The sequence below is a fragment of the Gimesia chilikensis genome (genome assembly GCF_008329715.1).
In the GTDB taxonomy this organism is placed as follows: domain Bacteria; phylum Planctomycetota; class Planctomycetia; order Planctomycetales; family Planctomycetaceae; genus Gimesia; species Gimesia chilikensis.
In genome coordinates, this window is record NZ_VTSR01000012.1 from 196,155 (window position 1) to 213,034 (window position 16,880).

The following is a 16,880-nucleotide window of genomic DNA, read 5'->3' on the forward strand; positions in this document are numbered from 1 at the left end:
TCAGATTGGTTCGTCAAACGCTTTCGCAATCGAACCGGCCAGTTGTTCGAGGGAATAGAATTTCGTGGCGACGTCGCGGATATGAGAGACGGTGGCGGATTTGATGAACATCATCTTCGCCAGATGTCGCGAGTCGTTCTGGGTGCTCTCCACGCGATGCTGGCGGCGTTTGACATACAGCGCGAGGGCATGTTCCAGGAATTGCGTATTGGTGCGGGAAAGTTCATCGGCCAGAACTGCCGCAGACTCCATTGCCATTGATGCACCGATGCCGGCGGTGGGGAGGAAACCGGCTGCCGCATCACCCAGCAGCACCACGCGGCCGCGGGTCCACTCTTTGGCTCGCACGTCGGAGAGTTTCCAGAAGAAGAGATCGGAATTGTCATCGGGAAGCGACTCCAGGCAGGTTTCGACCAGTTCCCCCATCCCGGCGAACCGGTCTCGAATCCGCTGATTGCGACCCGGCCCCGGCTGACTGAAGTCGTCTGTCACCGGCGCACCGGCATAAACGCCCGCGCCTTGAGTTGTGGGATAGATCCCGAAGAAGCGTCCGGCGCCCCAGTGTTCGATGAAGGTTTCCTGCGGCACTTGATCCAGGCCGACCCACCAGACCCAGCCACCCCAGTTGGTGTGGTAGTAAGGTTGATCGCCGAAGATCATCTGTCGCACCTTCGAATGAATGCCGTCGGCACCGACGACGAGATCGAATGTCTCAGTACGGCCATCGCTGAATGCAACGGTTGCCGTCTCGCCGTCATCGTAAAGCGTTTCGAGTGTCGTATTGAAACGGAGATCGAGATCGTCGATGGCCGAATGCAGGAGCTTGATCAACTGGGGACGCGTGCAACTCAGGTTGGGGCCGAAGCGATCCGAGATCGGTGCCATCGACCAGTGCTTGACGAGATCGCCATGATTATCGCGGACTTCGTAATGTCTGCATTCGAGAGTCTCGGCGGCGAACTGCTCATAGAGACCCAGGCCATGCAGCACCCGATAACCAAGGGGCCAGAGTCCCAGCATGTAGCCGGCGTGTTCAAAATCAGGGGCACGCTCGATGAGCGTGGGATGATAACCACGCTGTTTGAGCAGCGCCGCCAGCGTCATCCCCCCGATACCGGCTCCGACGATAAGTATTCGCATGGATTAATTGCTCCGAAAGAGAGAGGAATCGGATGGTGATTGAAGCCGACCTATTTAGCCCGCTTTAGAATCATTTCATATGAGTACGAGTCATTGTAGCCTGAAGCGCGTCTGGCGGTGACTACTTCCCAGCCTCGTTCACCCAGGTCATCGAGTTCTTCAATGATGACGGAGTCTTTCGGGGAAACAATCTTATATTCCCACTGGGCTGTTGCAGGCATGTTGAGCTGGATACTCAGCAACTGAATGAGAAGTATCGCAGCCACCAGTCCAATCAGCACAAAGGTAAGTGAATTTGATCTGGAGGCAGACGCTGGTGCCGGGGGAGTGGGCGTTTCCTCTTTCACAAAATCCTGAGGCGGCGGAGTGGCACTCGACTCCTTTACCACAGGTTGGGGAGACTGCCGAGGAGGGGCGGGTGGTTTGGCCTGAACTGTTCCCATCGTCTGACAGCTGAGGCAGCGAGCTTTTTTACCAATGTATTCTTCGGGTGTTTCTTCGGTATGTCCGCATTCGGAGCAGATAAAAATGGCCATCAGGATTCCTCTTTGATCTAAAACTCATAAGGGTTATAAGTCTCAGTTTAGCCCCATGTGCACAAGTGATCAAGCACTTTGGTCTGCTGATGTGGAGATCGCTTCCAGTGGCATTGGTTTCCCTGCTGCCTGTTTTTCTCGACGAATTAAGGACTTCCCAAAATCAACAAGATGAGTAGAACTACTACGTTAAGATCTTACCTCTGCTCAGAAAGTCCACAGTATGCAAACCTACCACCACGAATTCTCGTCCGTTGAAGACTACCTGCACCACCGGGCTCCTTACCTGATGGTCGATGACATCCAGTCGATTTCGGACAGTGAGATTGTCACCTCTCGGCGCGTCACGGGTGAGGAGTATTTTCTGCAGGGGCACTTTCCGGGGGCACCGGTGGTGCCGGGTGCGATGATGCAGGAAATGACCACGCAATCCGCGGGGATCCTCATCGCCGCCCGTTATAATCCGATGTCGGAATACAACACTCACGATCCGCATTTTAATGAGTACGCCCTGGGTGTGCTGGTCAAAGTGGAACAGGCCCGCTTCAAAGGCTTCGCCCGCCCCGGGGATCAGCTGGAAATCCGGGTGAATCTGAATGAACGGCTGAGTGGGATCTTCGATTTCCGGGCGACCATTGCTGTCGGGGAAAAGATCATCATGCGGAACCGCTTTCAGCTGACGAACATCGAATCCAGCGTGTTGACCGGTCCGGTCGGGGTGTAGCAGGCTGAGCAGAGTCTCTCAACGACAGGCCGCCAGCAGCCGCTGGGCGGTGGAGTAAAACCAGAGACCGGCATCGTTGCGGAGCATGTGGGCTACTTCGCTCATGCCGCGGAACTTTTCCTTGCCGATCTGGGTGCCGTTGAGCCGCTTTAACTCTGCTGCCAGGTAGGGTAGTGGAAACCAGTGTGACTGATAGAAGGTTAACAGCTGTCGTCGCCACCAGGAGAGGTAGAATTCCTGGGTGACGACGTCTGCGACCAGGTAACTGATGATGAACGTCACGCCGTTAAAGAGCAGCAGACAGCCTGCGATCAGCAGAATAGCGGAGATCGAATCGGATTTATTGAGGGCGAAGAGCAGGCCGACGATAATCGAGACCAGGAAGATCAGCACGAAAGCCAGCGTGGGGATCTTCACCGCTTTGCGATACTCGGCACCTTCCGTTTCGGCAAACAGTTGACCGGCCAGACGGTGCGTCTGTTCCGGTAAGGTCGCTGGATCATCGGGGGACCATTCGGTGTCGATGCGTTCGGAGACATCCGCGGCGATCGTTTCCCAGAGGTAGATCACGTCTTGGCAACCCCGGCTGGGCACATCGAATTCTTTCAACAGTTCATCGCGTTGTGAGACCAGCGTCTGCTGACATTCCAGAAACCGGCGATCCGCCACCTGTTCGCTCTGGGTGCAGTAGTCGATAATCGTTTGATCGATCAGTTTTCTGATCGGCCCGCCTTTTAAAAACTCCTCGCGCTGTTCCCGGTAGCTGCGAATCAGAAACAGGAATTCGTATTCGAGTTCGAGCCAGTACGACATCCGCTCGTGGTATTCGTCGATCTGGACGAGGATCATGCGGATCCAGTCGGGGTCCGCTTTCCACAGACCCGCTTTGAGCAGATGCACGTAGAACACCAGCATATGATCGACTTCGTGATCGAGCAGGTTCGCTTCACAGGCCTCCAGCACCTGGCGAAACTGGTTGAAGGGAACTTCCCGGAGCAGACGGTCCCAGGCGTTTTCCGTGAGATAATAGAAACGATCGTTACGAATGACCCGCGCCGTCTCGACCAGCAGCTTGCCCAAACCCTTAACGGTCTGGTCGGTCAAAAAATACTGGTGCAGCAGTTCAAACAGGGCCGGCTCTTCCGGATGGGCTTTCAGCCCTTTCAGCAGCCAGAACGGGAATGAAAACTCTTCGTCAGAAATCAGATCCGAAATCAGCGCGAGTGCATAATAATCGTAAGGCGTTTTGTGCGGGAGGGTCTTGAGTTCCTCGTAGACCTCCGGCAGTGGTTCCTGCTGGACGCGTTCGTAGAGCTCGGGGAATTCAAGCAGCGGTGTGGATTCCGATTCCGACTCACCGTGATCGATGTCCGAGGGAGGCAGGATGGTCTGTTCCTCGGAAGACTCCTGAGCCTGGTTACCGGGAGCGGGCGGGGCTGACCAGTCGAACTGCGCCTGGGGTGGTAAGCTGCCCGGATTCAGTGTTTCTCCATAACGGAGCGCGTCGTTCAGACGTTCATAAGCGGCCCGGATCCGCTGGAATTCTTCGGGGCATTTCTCCGGTTTAAAGCGTTTGATCAGCGCGTTGTAGCTGCGTTTCAGGTCGCGCACATCGTAATCGCCCGACAGAGAAAAAAACTGTTCGGGGTCATCCGGTAACAGGTCCCACTGTGGTTCGTCAGATTCGCTCATGCCAGTCTCCGGAATCAGCCAGTGAGAGTTTCAGGAAGATAGAACAGCGCCAGCAGCAGGACCAGACCGATGGAGGCGATGATCAGGGCATACAGGACATTAACCGTACGATTGATAGAAGACCGTTCCCTGCCCGAAACGGCGACCTGATTCAACCAGTATTTTTCCAGTTCATAGAGTTCGGGAAATTGTTTTTGAACGACTTCCGCGATGCGCTGGTAGTCGCGTGGTGTATTCAGATCAAGATCGGCCAGCTCTATGCTGGTGGACTCCCCATTTCGAGTGCGGAGCCTTTCCGCCTCTTCCGGCGGTGCGACCACCAGCTGCGTGAACTGTTCGTAAAAATTTTCAAAGCAGGCATGGTGCTGTTGCAGACGTGCGAATTCGCCTTTGAGCCGGGCAACCTGTTGCAGGCGACTGACGGAAAAACCCAGTTCGGGAAATTCGTGGACATCCAGTTTTTCAAGCTGCACCAGCAGTGATTGCGCATTGACCTGCCAGAAATTTCTGCGGATGGTCTCTAACTTTTGCCGTGCCCGTTGCTTGCGATCGATAAAATTCAGATCCACATCAGCCAGGAATGGGTGTTCCATCGAATGGGAATTCAGAAAGTGGTGCCGCCGTGCCAGAATTTCTTCGGTACAACCCAGGGGGTTCATCTGCAACAGACGGCTGAGATAGTCCTGTTCGCTCTCGCGCGCTGTTGTCATGATTCGCGTTCCCGGCCTTCCTCTTCATCGTAGTGGAATCCCAGGGCTGCCAGGGAGGTTAACAGATTCTGACGGACGGAGTCGAAATATTCGCGATCGCCGGAGGACATCGCATGCTCGAACTGATCGATCATGGATTCCAGATCTTCGCGCTGGTAAGGGCTGACTTCGCCGATGACCCGCTCCGCAAAGGAGAGTAGATGCTGATTACGCACATCGTCCCGCGGGTAAAATTTGAGCGCCTGCAACTTCTTCACGGCCGACTTGATCTCTTTACTGGAGGAGAGCCGGGCGTGTTGAGTGAGTATGAGCGTTGATTTTTTACCGGTTTCCGGCACGTAGGCTTCGACTTCCAGAATGCCGTTTAAGTCATACGTGAACCGCAGATGCACGGGCTTGCCCGCTGGTCCGGGGGGAATCCCTTTGACCTCCAGTTTGCCCAGGAAGAGATTGTCCTCGACTTTGCGCGATTCCCCCTGGTAGACGCCGACAGCAACCTGCCGCTGATTGGGTGAGACCGTATACACCACTTCTTCGCGGGAGACTGGAATGGTGGTGTTGCGATGAATCACGGGCAGGAAATAGCCGTCCACCTTACGCTGGCCAAATTCCTTAATGACCTCCGTTCCCAGTGTGAAGGGGCAAATGTCGGTCATCACCATGTCGTCGACGGCCTGGTCATCCTGGATCAACGCTGCCTGCACCGCAGCGCCGAGCGCCACAACTTCGTCCGGGTTATAAGAACAGAGCGGCTCGGTCTCGAAGAAGGAACGCACAAAAGAGCGGACGACCTCCATGCGGGTGGCACCACCGACCAGAATCACGTCTGTGAATTCCTGCGGCGGAATCCGCGAATCCCGAACAGCCCGGGCGATGGGCCGCGAGAGACGTTTGATTAATGGTTCGCTCAGTTTCTGGAACTGTTCCTGTGAAATCGTAATGACCGGAGACTGCTCGGTGATTTCGCCCTGCACGTCAGGGAAACGAATTCTGGCTTCCGAAGCTGTCGAGAAGGCATGTTTGGCAGCCTCGCATTCCTGCTTGAGTCGTGCGACGAGCAGGGGGGCTTTCATTTCAGCCACTTCCAGTTGCATTTTCTGTGTGCTGAGTGTCCATGCCAGAATGCGATCGGTAAAGTCTTCGCCACCCAGCATGCTCTCGCCTGCGGTGGAGATGATTTCCAGGGTTCCTTCAAAGACTTCCATCGCGGTGACATCGAAGGTGCCGCCGCCGAGGTCGATGACAATCAGTCGCTTGTCGGCCCCTCGATCATGAAAACCATATGTGAGGGCCGCCGCCGTCGGTTCATTGATGATACGCCTGACATTCAGACCGGCCAGCTCTCCCGCCAGCTTGGTGGCATTCCGCTGATGATCATTGAAATAAGCGGGAACCGTGATGATGGCATCCTCCACCGGGGCTCCCAGGTAGGCTTCCGCATCCTGTTTGAGTGACTGCAGGACCAGACTAGACATCTCCGGCGCGGTGAAGGTATGCGTGCCGATTTTCACACTCTGCTCGGTCCCCATAAGTCGTTTAAAAACCCAGGCGCAGCGTTCCGGTTGCGTGACCCGCATTTCCTTGGCGGCAGCGCCCACGAGCACACGATTGTCCTCCGAAACACTGATCACAGAGGGCGTCAGAAACGAGTTCAGGGCATTAGGGATGAGCCTGGGCTGACCATCTTCAAAGACGGCGCACAGGGAGTTGGAGGTTCCCAGGTCGATACCAATCATATGTGTCATGGCAAAAGAATCTATCTCGAGAGCGTGCTTAAGTCTGCACGCGGATGTTAGAAACAGGATCACTGATTAACAGATTGTAATCTTCCGTTCAGGCTGTTTCCACACTCAATTCGAGCAACTTAAGAGACGGGTTCAATCTTCTGTAATGGGTTGGGTGAAATAGATTGAATGGACTGACACAGTTCGATTGATTGAGGTTCTACAGGCCTGGCGACAATCACGATTTATTCCAGCGTGAGCGTGCCCAGGTCAACGGGGTCTTTGTTGGCCGACTGGTCCACGGGGGGGACGGTGAAGATATGATTGATAAGCTTGCCCACACGATGTTCATGAAAACGGACCGTTAATGCATAATTACCAGGCGGTACATCATCGATGCGGAACGAGCCGTCACGGTCCACAGTTGCGAACAGACTAGGTGATCTGGCGAGCAATTTTTTTCTGGTCTCCTTATAGTTTTGATAGACGATCTTTTCTTTCTCAAAAGACTCTGACTCTCTGAATTTTCTAATCCAGTCACGGTACTGGAGCGGATCCTTCTGAACGTCCTCGTCAGCCATGATTCCCGGAGGGGGATTCAGGAAGCGATGTCCGTCAATCAGGGCGAACTGCCAGAGCGGTTTGCCTTTAAACTTTTCAGGGGCAGCGAGTTTGCCGGTAACGGAACGCCCGGTACCACCGATGTCCTGCGAAATGGTTTCACCTGCGACCAATGTCAGTGGAACACGGATTGCCGATGTGGCTTCGGTAGCTCCTTCATCAACCATCAGACTGATCCGACGGTTGATACGCCCTTTACCTGGCCAGACCCGTTCAAACACGAAGCGTCCCTGTGCTCCCGTGGTGACATCATGATGGGTAAAAATATTTGGCTCATCGTCACCATATGACAGGGTGACCTGGCTGAGTATTGTAAGTGGAATATTGGGTACAACTTTCTCTCCGATGTGGTAGACACCCTCTACGCGTGCCCAGGGAGTCAAGGTTAATGGATCGGGAAGAGGACCCGTTTCGGATTTATAATGAGCGAAACCGGAAGGATGCGTGATCACCAACTGGTATGGTTCTGTACGCGCAGAAAAACGGAAGCGGCCGCGATCATCTGTACGAACCTGAGTGGCATAAGTGGAACCATCGTCAATCTTTCCATTCTGCACAGTGATTTGAGAGCCCTTGATGCCCAACGCCACTTTTGCATTGGTGGCAGGCGTTTTCTCTGGAGTCAGTACTGTTGAGGTGATATCACCCTCCGGTTTCAGTGCGAAGTCGATGTTCACGTCACCTTCATTGGTTTTAATATCTCGCGAAATTGCCAGTTGATAGCCGGGGGCTTCTATGCGCACAAGATGGGCGGGATAGTCATCATGCAGGCGAACCTGGTATTGACCGTCGGTTGCATTAAAAGCATCGCGAGGAATCCAGTTCATGCCAATTTTGGGATCACTGTTTCGCAGCCCCGGAGTAACGTGGAATTTTTTGATGGGTTCTTTCGTTTTGGCATCAAATACACGCCCCGAGACAATCAGTGCACGTGGGGGAGTAAAGACATATTCTTCTTCCCGGGCGAGCAGTGGTTCATCTGAGATTTGCATTCCCCCCGGCCGACAGATGTCTGCCTGGAATTCATCGAGGGGTGCTTCATTCCATTCCCAGACACCTTTGTTGTCGGCGTACTGACTGATGTGATCGAATTCGAAATAATCGATGCGTCCGCGCCAGCGTTGGAAGAAAATCCGTGCCTTGGGAATGCCTTTTCCCTGTTCGTCGACCACGCGAATCCGAATGTGCCCGCCTGGCTTGAGAACAAAATCGACGGGATCCATGTCTTCAGCGACGCGTACTTCCTGCAACTCCAGGGCACGTCCCTTTGCAGAAGCGACAACCCGCGTGAGTCGTGGTTCACATCCCCTCAGCACATAGACGCCGTGCTCGTCTGTCGTTGCTTTGCGGAGGTCATTCAGAAATTTGGTGCGAATCAACGCACCGGCAACCGGTTTGCCGTCTTCATCCGTCACGGTCCCGGTAATATCCAGGCCTCGGTTGAGGACGGTCTGCTTGGTTGGGCTCTGGCCTGCTTTGAGTCCAAATTCACTACGCGCGACACGACCTCTCCAGGGACGATAGTCAGGATGATTCACATCGATGTGGAGATCGGGTTTCGAGCCCGGAACATGATGATAGCGCCAGCGTCCTTCAGCGTCCGTGGTAATTTTGGTCCCAACGCCCAGTCTGCTCGTATCACCGGGCCGTTTTTTATATTTCACACTGGGGGAAACCTGGGCACCTTCAATCGGCTTACCTGCTTCGTCTACCACAACGCCTCCCACCGACCAGCCTGCGTCGAGTTTTGCGGTAAACTTCCCAGGTATAGACTCAGGATGATTGCTCGTACTCCATCCGGCCCAGTAGGGGCCGAAGTCGGATTTTTTAATACTGAGGTTGAACCGCTTCAGCTTCTGCGGAATTTTGAAGAACAGTTCCCCCTGTTCGTTGGTCTGTGCGAAAGGACCATAGGTCGCCTCGCGCAGAAATTTGCCGCGGACGATATTTTTTGCTATGGGCGAAGGATCGCTGCGAATTTCGACCGTCGCATGCGGCACCCGTTTACCGGCGGGGTCGACAACCGTCAGTTGAAACAGCCGCTCTGTGTCCTGGACTGCTGTAGTTTCCGTTTCCGGTTTCGTGTCTTGTGATTCAGCCACGGTCTTTTCAGCGGGTTGTTCCTGCTCTGCGGTTTGCGCCGTGGTTGAAGTCAGAAACAGAAACACCGGCAGGGCCAGCATCAGGACCAGCAGGGTACAGATTCCCCCTCGCGAGACGGGCAGTGGTTCGTGGAGCGGTTCTCCAAACAGACGCGCCACGCGACGGCGGATTTCGGAAGGTGATTTGCCGGCAGCAGAGAGTGAGGTCAGCTGTTGTTCGGAAAGGCGGCTGCGATGCGCCAGTTCTGCGACCCGGAGCAGGGCCGTGGAGTACACAACGCGGGCTGCCTCGAGCGAACGGTGATCCTCGGCTTCAATCCGGCAGGTCATTTCATCACAACAGTATTCCCGCAGGAGACTGATTCGCTGGCTGAGATACCAGAGGGCGGGATTGAAGAACAGGACGACCTCCGCCAGACGCTGCAGGAGATTGATCCAGAGATCATAACGTCTGATGTGAGCCAGTTCGTGGGCCAGAATCAGTTCCAGTTCACCGGCTGAGAGACTGCTCATGACGGACGCAGGCAGTAGAATGGTCGGACGCAGCAAACCTGTTACCTGTGGAACGACGATCTGTTCGGCACAGGTCAGTACGGGGAGGACCTTCAGATTCCATTGTTCCGTCAGACGGGCAAGAAATTCCAAACAGGAACCTGTCGAGACTGGTGTGGCTGCGGCACGCACACGGGCGATGCGTAAATGGCTGGCCAAAAGTCGCAGCAGCATCAGCACAACGCCCGCCAGATAGAATGCGGCGATCCAGGGAGTCAGTACGCTCCAGTCAAACGGAATCGGTGTGTGGGAGTGTCGATCTGTTGCCCGGGATGACGTTGTGCTCTGATTCGGGGAATCGGCTGTCTCTGTGAATGAAGCCCGGGGCGGTACAGGCAGCGTCTCTGTAGGTGATTCCAGTTCTGGCCCAGCAGGAGGGACTGACTTGAATACAACCGGGGTGCCTGACTGGCTGAGTTCAGCCTGATTGGTGTCCGTCACTCGCAGCCATTGAAAGTTGATTGGCAGCGAAAGGCAGGCCAGCACCAGTGCCGAAACATAAAGTGTATAACGCTGTTCCACGGCCAGCGATTTCCAGAGCCGGTCAATGCACCAGACCAGCAGGGCAACCAGGGTGATCTGCCAGAGGGAGTGCAGCAGTGTCAGGCAGAGGCGGCTGCTCAATGCCGGATCGATCAGGGTGTGCCAGCTCATTCTTTCAGCTCCTTTGCCTTGCGCGTGATCAGCTTGCGGAGTTCGGCGAGTTCGTCGGAATCGAGCTCAGCCGTTTCGAGGAGATTCAGCACCAGGTCGCTGGAGGAACCGTCAAACACACGGGTCAACAGATCTCCCATGATGCTGCCTGTGACGGTCTGCTTTTCTTGAGCCGGGGAGAACTGAAACGATTTACCGGCCTTCTCGCGTTTCACATAACCCTTGCGATACATGATGTTTAAAATCGTGATCACTGAGCTGTGCGTCAAAGGGCGGCCGGCACTGGTTTCAAGTTGATCCCTGACTTCTCGCACCGTGAGCGGCGAAGTGGACCAGAGGATCTTGAGAATTTCCAACTCCAGATCGGTCGGATGTTCGGAGACGGGACGTGCCATCCATCTGCTCCCTGCAGACAGGTCGGGTAGACCTGACGTATGATTCAGGAAATAAATTTAATTCGTTAAAAGATGGTAACGGCGGCAGAGTAGTTCGTCAAGAAGTGTTTTTAATTTATTAAAATTTGTGTGCTGGCTGGAGCACAGGGAATAACAGACTCATGCAGAGGATGTGTCCGAGTTGCAGTTATCTGGTCGTAAACCTGACCGCGGCAATCATTCAATTGATAGAGTCAGCTGAATGATTGTCGGCGTTCCCTTCCAGATAATCTTGTATGTAGAGCTCCTGGACGATGACTTTGACTGCTGCCAGGAAGGGAGAGGCGATGATGGCTCCCAGAAAACCGAACAGGACACCCATGATGGCCTGGAACGAGATCAACAGTGCCGGGGGGAGCGAGACCTGCTGCTTTTGAATCAAAGGGGTAATCACGTAACTCTCCAGTAGCTGCAGGCCGATATAGGCGGGGATCACGAGTGCAGCTGTGGTGGTGCCTTGGGGGAGAGCCACGAGGATTGCCAGGATAAAGGAGATCGCGGCACCGATATTGGGGATGAATGTCAGCAGTCCCGTGAGGAACCCCAGCGTACCCGCCATGGGAACGCCGATCAGCAGCAGGACCAGCCAGGCACCCAGGCCGGTCACCAGCATCGAACCGAAGCGGCCGATCAGCCAGTGCCAGAGCGTGTCTCCCAGCTGATTCATGAGTTGCCGGATCCGCTCGCGGCGTTCTGGAGCAAACAGAATGACTACGCCATCTCGATAGGTCGCAGGTGTGGTCGCCAGAAAGAGGCCCACAAACAGAATCAACACCGAATTCACTACGAGTCCAAATGTCGTACGGAACATCTGACCGACAAAGGAAGCGGCCTGTTTCGCAGGCTGCGCCAGTGAATTCAGATCAGGCTGCTGTGATTGATCGGATTTCTTATCCGGGGACTCCGCTGTCTGCTCAGAGGATTTCGAATCTTGAGCCTGGCTGGAATCGGGTTTCTTTTTTTCAGAGTCGGATGCTGGAAAGAGTGACTGAGATAAGTACGGGGTCGATTGAATCACGGATTTGACCGTCGTATACTCTTCAGCCCATTCCTGAATTTTCTCAGTACCGCGTTCAATCTGTCGACTGGCTTCCTGCACCTGATTCTCGATCTGTACGAAGAACAGAGTCATGGTCCCCGCAGAAAGCAGAATCAGGGTCGATACGAGTAATGTCAGACTGCCCTGGTAAGGGATCGGCAAGACTCGGCTCAGACCATTACTGGCAAAGGTCAGAAAGACAGCGAAGAGGACCGCCAGGAATAGCGTTAAGATGATTTCCCAGGTGATGACCAGCGCAGCGGCTAAGACGACGACCACCACCAGTGTGGTGATCGTCCTGCTCAACATTACTGCGGTCGATGAAGAAGCTTCGGGCTCTGTCATGAAATTGTCTATCAGGTACCACTGAAGGCTGGATTATCAACGACTTTCCATTCATCCCCTGAATTCCAGGGACCGCTGGAATCTTCCCCCAGATCACCGGAGTCGGTTGAGTCGTTGAAGTACTTGTCGACCCACTGCGAATCAGGTTCCAGTTCGCCAATTTCCAGCGGTTGTTTATCCATACTTTCCAGTGCCTGACCGAAGGCTTTCAGGTGAGTGATTTCCCGGGTCATCAGGAAGCGCAGCGCATCCTTGGACCCCGGATCGTCGGTATGATCGATGAGACGTTCATAGACGATCTTGGCCCGGGCTTCCGCCGCCATGTTGGAACGCAGATCAACCTCAAGCTGACCGGTCACGGCAATATAGTCGGAAGTCCAGGAAGAACCCTGTGAGTTACTCAGCGACACACCTCCACCACCGACTACTGCAATCAGTGGATCTTCCAGAGCGGCATCTCCCGCTTTTCGTAATGGTTTGAGGTGCATGCGGGCCAGCGCACCGATGACCTCCAGGTGACTCAATTCTTCAGTGCCGATATCCATCAACAGGTCTTTGCGGGCCGGGTCTTCACAGTTCATACCCTGAATCGAGTATTGCATGGCTGCGGCCAGCTCGCCATTCGCACCGCCGAACTGTTCGAGCAGCATTTTCCCAAAGCGGGGATCGGGATCTCCTACATCTACTTTATACATCAGTTTTTTAACATGATGATACATGCCTGGTCCTTTCGTAAATCGTGTCGATTATAGACTGATTACGGGGACAGCTTTGCAACGTACAGACTTGGGCGGGCCATCGCCGTCTGTCCCTCTGGTTTAAGATAACTGTGTGCAGAGATTCGCAAACGGCATGCCAATGCATGCTGGAACCAGAGATCGTGTCTCTGCCTCGACTTTTTGAATTTAGAGAATGCGAACTTTTGAGAATCTCTGCAGTTGTCATCTGTAAGCGGTGCCTGACCGCGCAGCGTGAACGCTGGGGAGTCAGCTGGATCTCGGAAAACGGAAATCTCAGCCCCCTTCCGGGTTGTCTTTTAATTGTCGCGCCGACTCTACGGCATCGCTGGCATCTTCCTGATCGCCGGCATCCAGGTGCGGGCCTTCCTGGGTGTCTGCGGCTTCGGATTCGTGACTTAATTCCACCAGCAGGGGAAAATGATCGGATCCGATAGATGGCAGCGTACCGAGTTTCACGACGCGGAAATCATCCGAATGAAACAGATAGTCCAGCGGGTAACGCCAGATCGACGAGGTGGCGTCAAATGTCGGATAGAGACCGCGTCCTTTACGGGGATCGAGCAGGCCGCTGACTTCCTGAAACAGGTTTGTCGTGCGTGACCAGCCGACATCATTTAAATCACCCAGCACGATGGCGCTGGGACTGTCGCGCACTTCGCGTCCGACCAGTACGAGTTCGGCATCGCGTTTGGTTGTGTCTTCTCCCGGACGAGGTGGATTCGGGTGTACGGCAAACAGGCGTACGATATGTCCCGAGGGAAGTTTGACGCGCGCATCGATCGAGGGGATCTCCTGCTTGATCATGGACCGGATGCGGGCACTCTCCAGGGGAAGCCGGGAATACACGGCGATACCGTAGGTATTTTCGAGTGGATGTTTCAGCTGCCAGCCATAGGATTTTTCGAGGGATTTCAGGTCGCGAATCCAGCGCGCGTTGACCTCACATAGCACGACGATATCCGGTTGTTCCTGCTCGATCAGAGACAGTACCGCTTCGGCGTTCTGGTTTTCCTGATAGACGTTCGCCGTCATAATCCGCAGGGGGGTTTGCGGATCAGCAGACTCTGCCCACTCCACTTCATGGGGGGCGAAAGGCAGGTAGGGAAAGATCCAGAATAATTGAATGCAGCAGCTGATTGTCAGTAGGAAAATCCCTGTTTTTGCAGCAGTTTTATGCCAGAAGGGAATGAGTGCCAGCAGGAGGACGACATAAGCGAACAGCAGTTGAACGCGGGGAAAATCCCCGATGCGGACCCACCACCAGTCAACGGGTAGCAAGGGAAGCAACGCGGTCAACGCCGCGACACCGGCCAGCAGGATGACGCACCGGTAAACCCATTTGCGAACGGGCGATTCCGGCGTGCTGTCAGAGGGCTCTTCACTTGTTGTTTCGGTTGGGACCAATTCCTGATCTCCCTGTTGCTGGAAGACAATCATGCGTAATCGAGTTTACGATGCAGCGGCTCCGCGTTCCCGGGTATTCACATAGACGTTGTCACTATGGTACAGCAATTCTGCCCCGACAACGTTTTCAAAAAACTCCGCTTCCAGTTTGACTTCGGGATCTTCGGAGTGCAGGACGGAAATGTCTCCCGTTGTTTCGAAGACGACAGCCAGAACATGTTCATAGTTCAGGGCGTTGGCTGCGCGGAGTTTCCCATACACGTCCGTCCGTGTGACGTTTGCTTTGCGAAGATTTTCTTCCACCATGGTCCCGCCATGCATTAAGAGTAACGGTTGATTATCGATGAGTCGGCTGAACCAGTGATATTTCTTTCTCGAGAGTGCCAGCAGCCATTGCCCGACAAACAGCGTTGCCAGTGCCGTCAGGCTGATTACCAATGTCGGGTTCGCTGATGAGATCGTGGACGCAAAGATGGAACCGACGGCCAGAGTCATTGCAAAATCGCCCGCCGACATTTTTGAGAAGCTTCTCAAGCCGGTAAAACGGGTATAGGCGATGATCACAGTATAAGTAATGAAACACGACAGCAGGACCATGGGAATTTCAGTCCATTGTGAAGTAACCCATTTTTCGAACATGGTTCTCGCTTTTCTGAGCTGAAACAGGGTGGAAATACAAAACGGATCTGTGACTCAGACTAAGCAGATTGCGTGCCAAACTGAATTAACTGCGACTCAGGGGTCAGCTGGAATCACTGTTCATAGACATAGGAAATCCGTTCGTTCTTGGTCTTTCCTTTGACGGTCCAGTCCAGGTGCAGTGTTTCGTTCTCGAGGCGCAGTGTGGCCGTGTAGAGGTCTTCGCTGCAGACATGCGGCTCGATGGAATCCCAGCGATCACCTGCGGTCTGTTGCAGATCAAACAGATACACCGGATTCGCATTTCCAAAACGCAAGTGCTCCAGCCGCAACTGTTTCTGTTCCGAATAGGCACGCCAGCGATACACATTTGTAAAACGCAGAGACTTTCCTTCCGGCGGTGACCAGTTTCCGGCTTCGTGAAAGAGCAGCGTCTGGTCATCGATGGATTCAACTTCCACCGTGCCAACCCCCGTACCATTCCAGCCACTACCGGAACCAAAGGATTGAGCCGTGAACGTCAGCGTGGTGACAGCGGTCAGACTACCCCAGAGCGAGGTCAGGTCAAGATTCGCAGACATGGGATTGTGTATTCCTGTTTGAGTCAGTCTTTCTCACCATAGGTGACTTGGTAAGCCCAGTCAATCTGGTTCTGCTTGCCTGCCAGGCGGTAGAGTTGTTTCTCGATGGCGGGGCGGTTGGGCCAGCGCTGCATCCCCTGGGGACCAGCCTCGCCCACCCGGCACTCAAGCCAGCTCACGCAATGGCTACTCTTGGAGACCTGTAAACGAGCATAGACGGGTGCCAGTTGAAAGTCATCCAGAAAATCAGCCAGTCCAAAAATGAGTGCTTCCCGCTCTCCGAGCTTGAGCGCCTCGTGCAGGTAGACGTCGTCAAAGCAGAGGTGTTCCCATTCCGGATGCAGCTCCCGCAGCACATCGGGAATAAAATATCCCAAAGCTGAGACGAGATTTCCAGAAGCGGCGGAGTCGGGCAGAGCCTCTCCTGTATCTGTCTGGGGCAGCAGCTCTGCCAGGGCCTGTACAACCATTGTTTCGGCCGTTGAGATCATACGCTCGTCGTCTGTGTTGAAGGGAAGATCTCCTGTAATGAATCGATCAGAAAGTCGGGGATTTGTTTGAGGTCATTGCGGAGAGCGGTGGGCTCCGTCTCACCCAGTTCTGTCAGCATGGTTTTGGCTCGGACGATCACCCGGCGGAGGACCTCGCACTGATCGGTGTGCAGCCGCCAGTACGACTCAGGTACGGAGAGTACTGCATTCGGAGACCTCCGGTTCTCCCCAGTCTTCGCTTTCTAGTTCCTGCAGGCTTTTGCGACGCTCGAAGTTTATTTTCATCAATTGACTCTTCTTCCGTCAGGGTGAAGAAATGCTGTATCATCAATCAGGTGCGAAACACTATCAGGAAAACAAGGAGATCAAAAATGTGACAGCCGCCGTTGTGATAATAATGGCTGTGTTAAAAAGTAGTGACATCGCAAGAATTGAAAAAATCAGTCCCCCGTTCATACAGGTGGTAGGCATCACAAAACACCAAATGAGGAAGACAACCACTGCCACGACCGCTGCCCAGTAAATGCCCACATATAGAGTCGCAATGAGGGGTGTAAGAAGAGGTATGAGTCCCAAGGTGAGGACAACAATCAGGCCCCAGTCCACGGTAGCGTTGTCTTGTGTGTGGAGATCGCGATTCGATTCGTCCGGCATGATTAACTCATCTGAATAGATTCAAATAGATCACTCATTCGAAGCAGAATGAAAATCCTGCATGGAAATTAATTATACCTCTGATAAAGAGCCATGTT

At 54.1% G+C, this 16,880-nt stretch carries 15 protein-coding genes and 1 pseudogene; 1 reads left to right on the top strand and 15 read right to left on the bottom strand.

What is annotated here, in order from left to right; genetic code table 11:
* Together FYZ48_RS17805 and FYZ48_RS17810 are read right to left on the bottom strand one after the other, a co-directional pair.
* Positions 1–1,140: an FAD-dependent oxidoreductase gene (locus tag FYZ48_RS17805; RefSeq protein ID WP_149342790.1), complete on the bottom strand. Its 1,140-nt coding sequence runs from the start codon at positions 1,138–1,140 to the stop codon at positions 1–3.
* Between the two features lie 50 nt (positions 1,141–1,190).
* The gene (locus FYZ48_RS17810; protein WP_149342792.1) at positions 1,191–1,676 is read right to left on the bottom strand and encodes a DUF4177 domain-containing protein; all 486 of its coding nucleotides are present in this window, start codon (positions 1,674–1,676) and stop codon (positions 1,191–1,193) included.
* Positions 1,677–1,899: 223 nt separating this feature from the next.
* On the opposite strand from FYZ48_RS17810, the gene FYZ48_RS17815 reads away from it, so the two are divergent.
* Positions 1,900–2,400 carry a 3-hydroxyacyl-ACP dehydratase FabZ family protein gene (locus FYZ48_RS17815; protein WP_149342794.1) on the top strand — a complete coding sequence of 167 codons (501 nt, stop codon included), beginning with the start codon at positions 1,900–1,902 and terminating at the stop codon, positions 2,398–2,400.
* Between the two features lie 18 nt (positions 2,401–2,418).
* Here the strand turns inward: FYZ48_RS17815 and FYZ48_RS17820 are convergent, their stop codons facing one another.
* The 13 genes and pseudogenes from FYZ48_RS17820 to FYZ48_RS17875 all read right to left on the bottom strand — a co-directional run bounded on the left by FYZ48_RS17820 (position 2,419) and on the right by FYZ48_RS17875 (position 16,782).
* Positions 2,419–4,092, bottom strand: coding sequence for a J domain-containing protein (locus FYZ48_RS17820; RefSeq protein WP_149342796.1), 1,674 nt, complete (start codon positions 4,090–4,092; stop codon positions 2,419–2,421).
* 14 nt (positions 4,093–4,106) lie between these two features.
* Positions 4,107–4,802 (bottom strand): hypothetical protein, encoded by a 696-nt coding sequence (locus FYZ48_RS17825; protein ID WP_149342798.1) that lies wholly within the window; start codon positions 4,800–4,802, stop codon positions 4,107–4,109.
* A complete protein-coding gene (locus FYZ48_RS17830) occupies positions 4,799–6,547 on the bottom strand; it encodes an Hsp70 family protein (RefSeq protein ID WP_149342800.1) in 1,749 nt (582 codons plus the stop codon). Before FYZ48_RS17830 ends, FYZ48_RS17825 begins: the two co-directional genes overlap by 4 nt.
* A gap of 224 nt (positions 6,548–6,771) precedes the next feature.
* Positions 6,772–10,455 (bottom strand): carboxypeptidase regulatory-like domain-containing protein, encoded by a 3,684-nt coding sequence (locus FYZ48_RS17835; protein ID WP_149342802.1) that lies wholly within the window; start codon positions 10,453–10,455, stop codon positions 6,772–6,774.
* The gene (locus FYZ48_RS17840) at positions 10,452–10,850 is read right to left on the bottom strand and encodes a BlaI/MecI/CopY family transcriptional regulator (RefSeq protein WP_145193629.1); all 399 of its coding nucleotides are present in this window, start codon (positions 10,848–10,850) and stop codon (positions 10,452–10,454) included. The genes FYZ48_RS17835 and FYZ48_RS17840 overlap by 4 nt, the downstream gene beginning before the upstream one ends.
* Before the next feature lie 220 nt (positions 10,851–11,070).
* A complete protein-coding gene (locus FYZ48_RS17845) occupies positions 11,071–12,273 on the bottom strand; it encodes an AI-2E family transporter (RefSeq protein ID WP_149342805.1) in 1,203 nt (400 codons plus the stop codon).
* Between the two features lie 14 nt (positions 12,274–12,287).
* Positions 12,288–12,992 (bottom strand): annotated as a pseudogene (locus FYZ48_RS17850) (manganese catalase family protein); the annotation flags it as partial.
* Positions 12,993–13,286: 294 nt separating this feature from the next.
* Positions 13,287–14,417 (bottom strand): endonuclease/exonuclease/phosphatase family protein, encoded by a 1,131-nt coding sequence (locus FYZ48_RS17855; RefSeq protein ID WP_242022698.1) that lies wholly within the window; start codon positions 14,415–14,417, stop codon positions 13,287–13,289.
* A 45-nt stretch (positions 14,418–14,462) separates the two neighbouring features.
* A complete protein-coding gene (locus FYZ48_RS17860; RefSeq protein WP_149342811.1) occupies positions 14,463–15,056 on the bottom strand; it encodes a DUF421 domain-containing protein in 594 nt (197 codons plus the stop codon).
* Positions 15,057–15,169: 113 nt separating this feature from the next.
* The gene (locus tag FYZ48_RS17865; RefSeq protein ID WP_149342814.1) at positions 15,170–15,637 is read right to left on the bottom strand and encodes a DUF6314 family protein; all 468 of its coding nucleotides are present in this window, start codon (positions 15,635–15,637) and stop codon (positions 15,170–15,172) included.
* Positions 15,638–15,660: 23 nt separating this feature from the next.
* Positions 15,661–16,128 carry a hypothetical protein gene (locus FYZ48_RS17870; RefSeq protein WP_149342816.1) on the bottom strand — a complete coding sequence of 156 codons (468 nt, stop codon included), beginning with the start codon at positions 16,126–16,128 and terminating at the stop codon, positions 15,661–15,663.
* Positions 16,125–16,268, bottom strand: a complete 144-nt coding sequence (locus tag FYZ48_RS29300) for a hypothetical protein (protein WP_187782094.1) — start codon at positions 16,266–16,268, stop codon at positions 16,125–16,127. Before FYZ48_RS29300 ends, FYZ48_RS17870 begins: the two co-directional genes overlap by 4 nt.
* A 208-nt stretch (positions 16,269–16,476) precedes the next feature.
* Entirely contained in the window at positions 16,477–16,782 is a 306-nt protein-coding gene (locus FYZ48_RS17875) for a hypothetical protein (protein ID WP_149342818.1), read from the bottom strand.
* Positions 16,783–16,880 lie beyond the last annotated feature (98 nt).

What these genes read in the sequence shown, in the direction of transcription:
- FYZ48_RS17835 (WP_149342802.1), bottom strand. Translation starts at nt 10,455, where the DNA reads ATGAGCTGGCACACCCTGATCGATCCGGCATTGAGCAGCCGCCTCTGC.
- FYZ48_RS17815 (WP_149342794.1), top strand. Translation starts at nt 1,900, where the DNA reads ATGCAAACCTACCACCACGAATTCTCGTCCGTTGAAGACTACCTGCAC.
- FYZ48_RS17870 (WP_149342816.1), bottom strand. Translation starts at nt 16,128, where the DNA reads ATGATCTCAACGGCCGAAACAATGGTTGTACAGGCCCTGGCAGAGCTG.
- FYZ48_RS17860 (WP_149342811.1), bottom strand. Translation starts at nt 15,056, where the DNA reads ATGTTCGAAAAATGGGTTACTTCACAATGGACTGAAATTCCCATGGTC.
- FYZ48_RS17840 (WP_145193629.1), bottom strand. Translation starts at nt 10,850, where the DNA reads ATGGCACGTCCCGTCTCCGAACATCCGACCGATCTGGAGTTGGAAATT.
- FYZ48_RS17875 (WP_149342818.1), bottom strand. Translation starts at nt 16,782, where the DNA reads ATGCCGGACGAATCGAATCGCGATCTCCACACACAAGACAACGCTACC.
- FYZ48_RS17825 (WP_149342798.1), bottom strand. Translation starts at nt 4,802, where the DNA reads ATGACAACAGCGCGCGAGAGCGAACAGGACTATCTCAGCCGTCTGTTG.
- FYZ48_RS17810 (WP_149342792.1), bottom strand. Translation starts at nt 1,676, where the DNA reads ATGGCCATTTTTATCTGCTCCGAATGCGGACATACCGAAGAAACACCC.
- FYZ48_RS17805 (WP_149342790.1), bottom strand. Translation starts at nt 1,140, where the DNA reads ATGCGAATACTTATCGTCGGAGCCGGTATCGGGGGGATGACGCTGGCG.
- FYZ48_RS17845 (WP_149342805.1), bottom strand. Translation starts at nt 12,273, where the DNA reads ATGACAGAGCCCGAAGCTTCTTCATCGACCGCAGTAATGTTGAGCAGG.
- FYZ48_RS17820 (WP_149342796.1), bottom strand. Translation starts at nt 4,092, where the DNA reads ATGAGCGAATCTGACGAACCACAGTGGGACCTGTTACCGGATGACCCC.
- FYZ48_RS17865 (WP_149342814.1), bottom strand. Translation starts at nt 15,637, where the DNA reads ATGTCTGCGAATCTTGACCTGACCTCGCTCTGGGGTAGTCTGACCGCT.
- FYZ48_RS17830 (WP_149342800.1), bottom strand. Translation starts at nt 6,547, where the DNA reads ATGACACATATGATTGGTATCGACCTGGGAACCTCCAACTCCCTGTGC.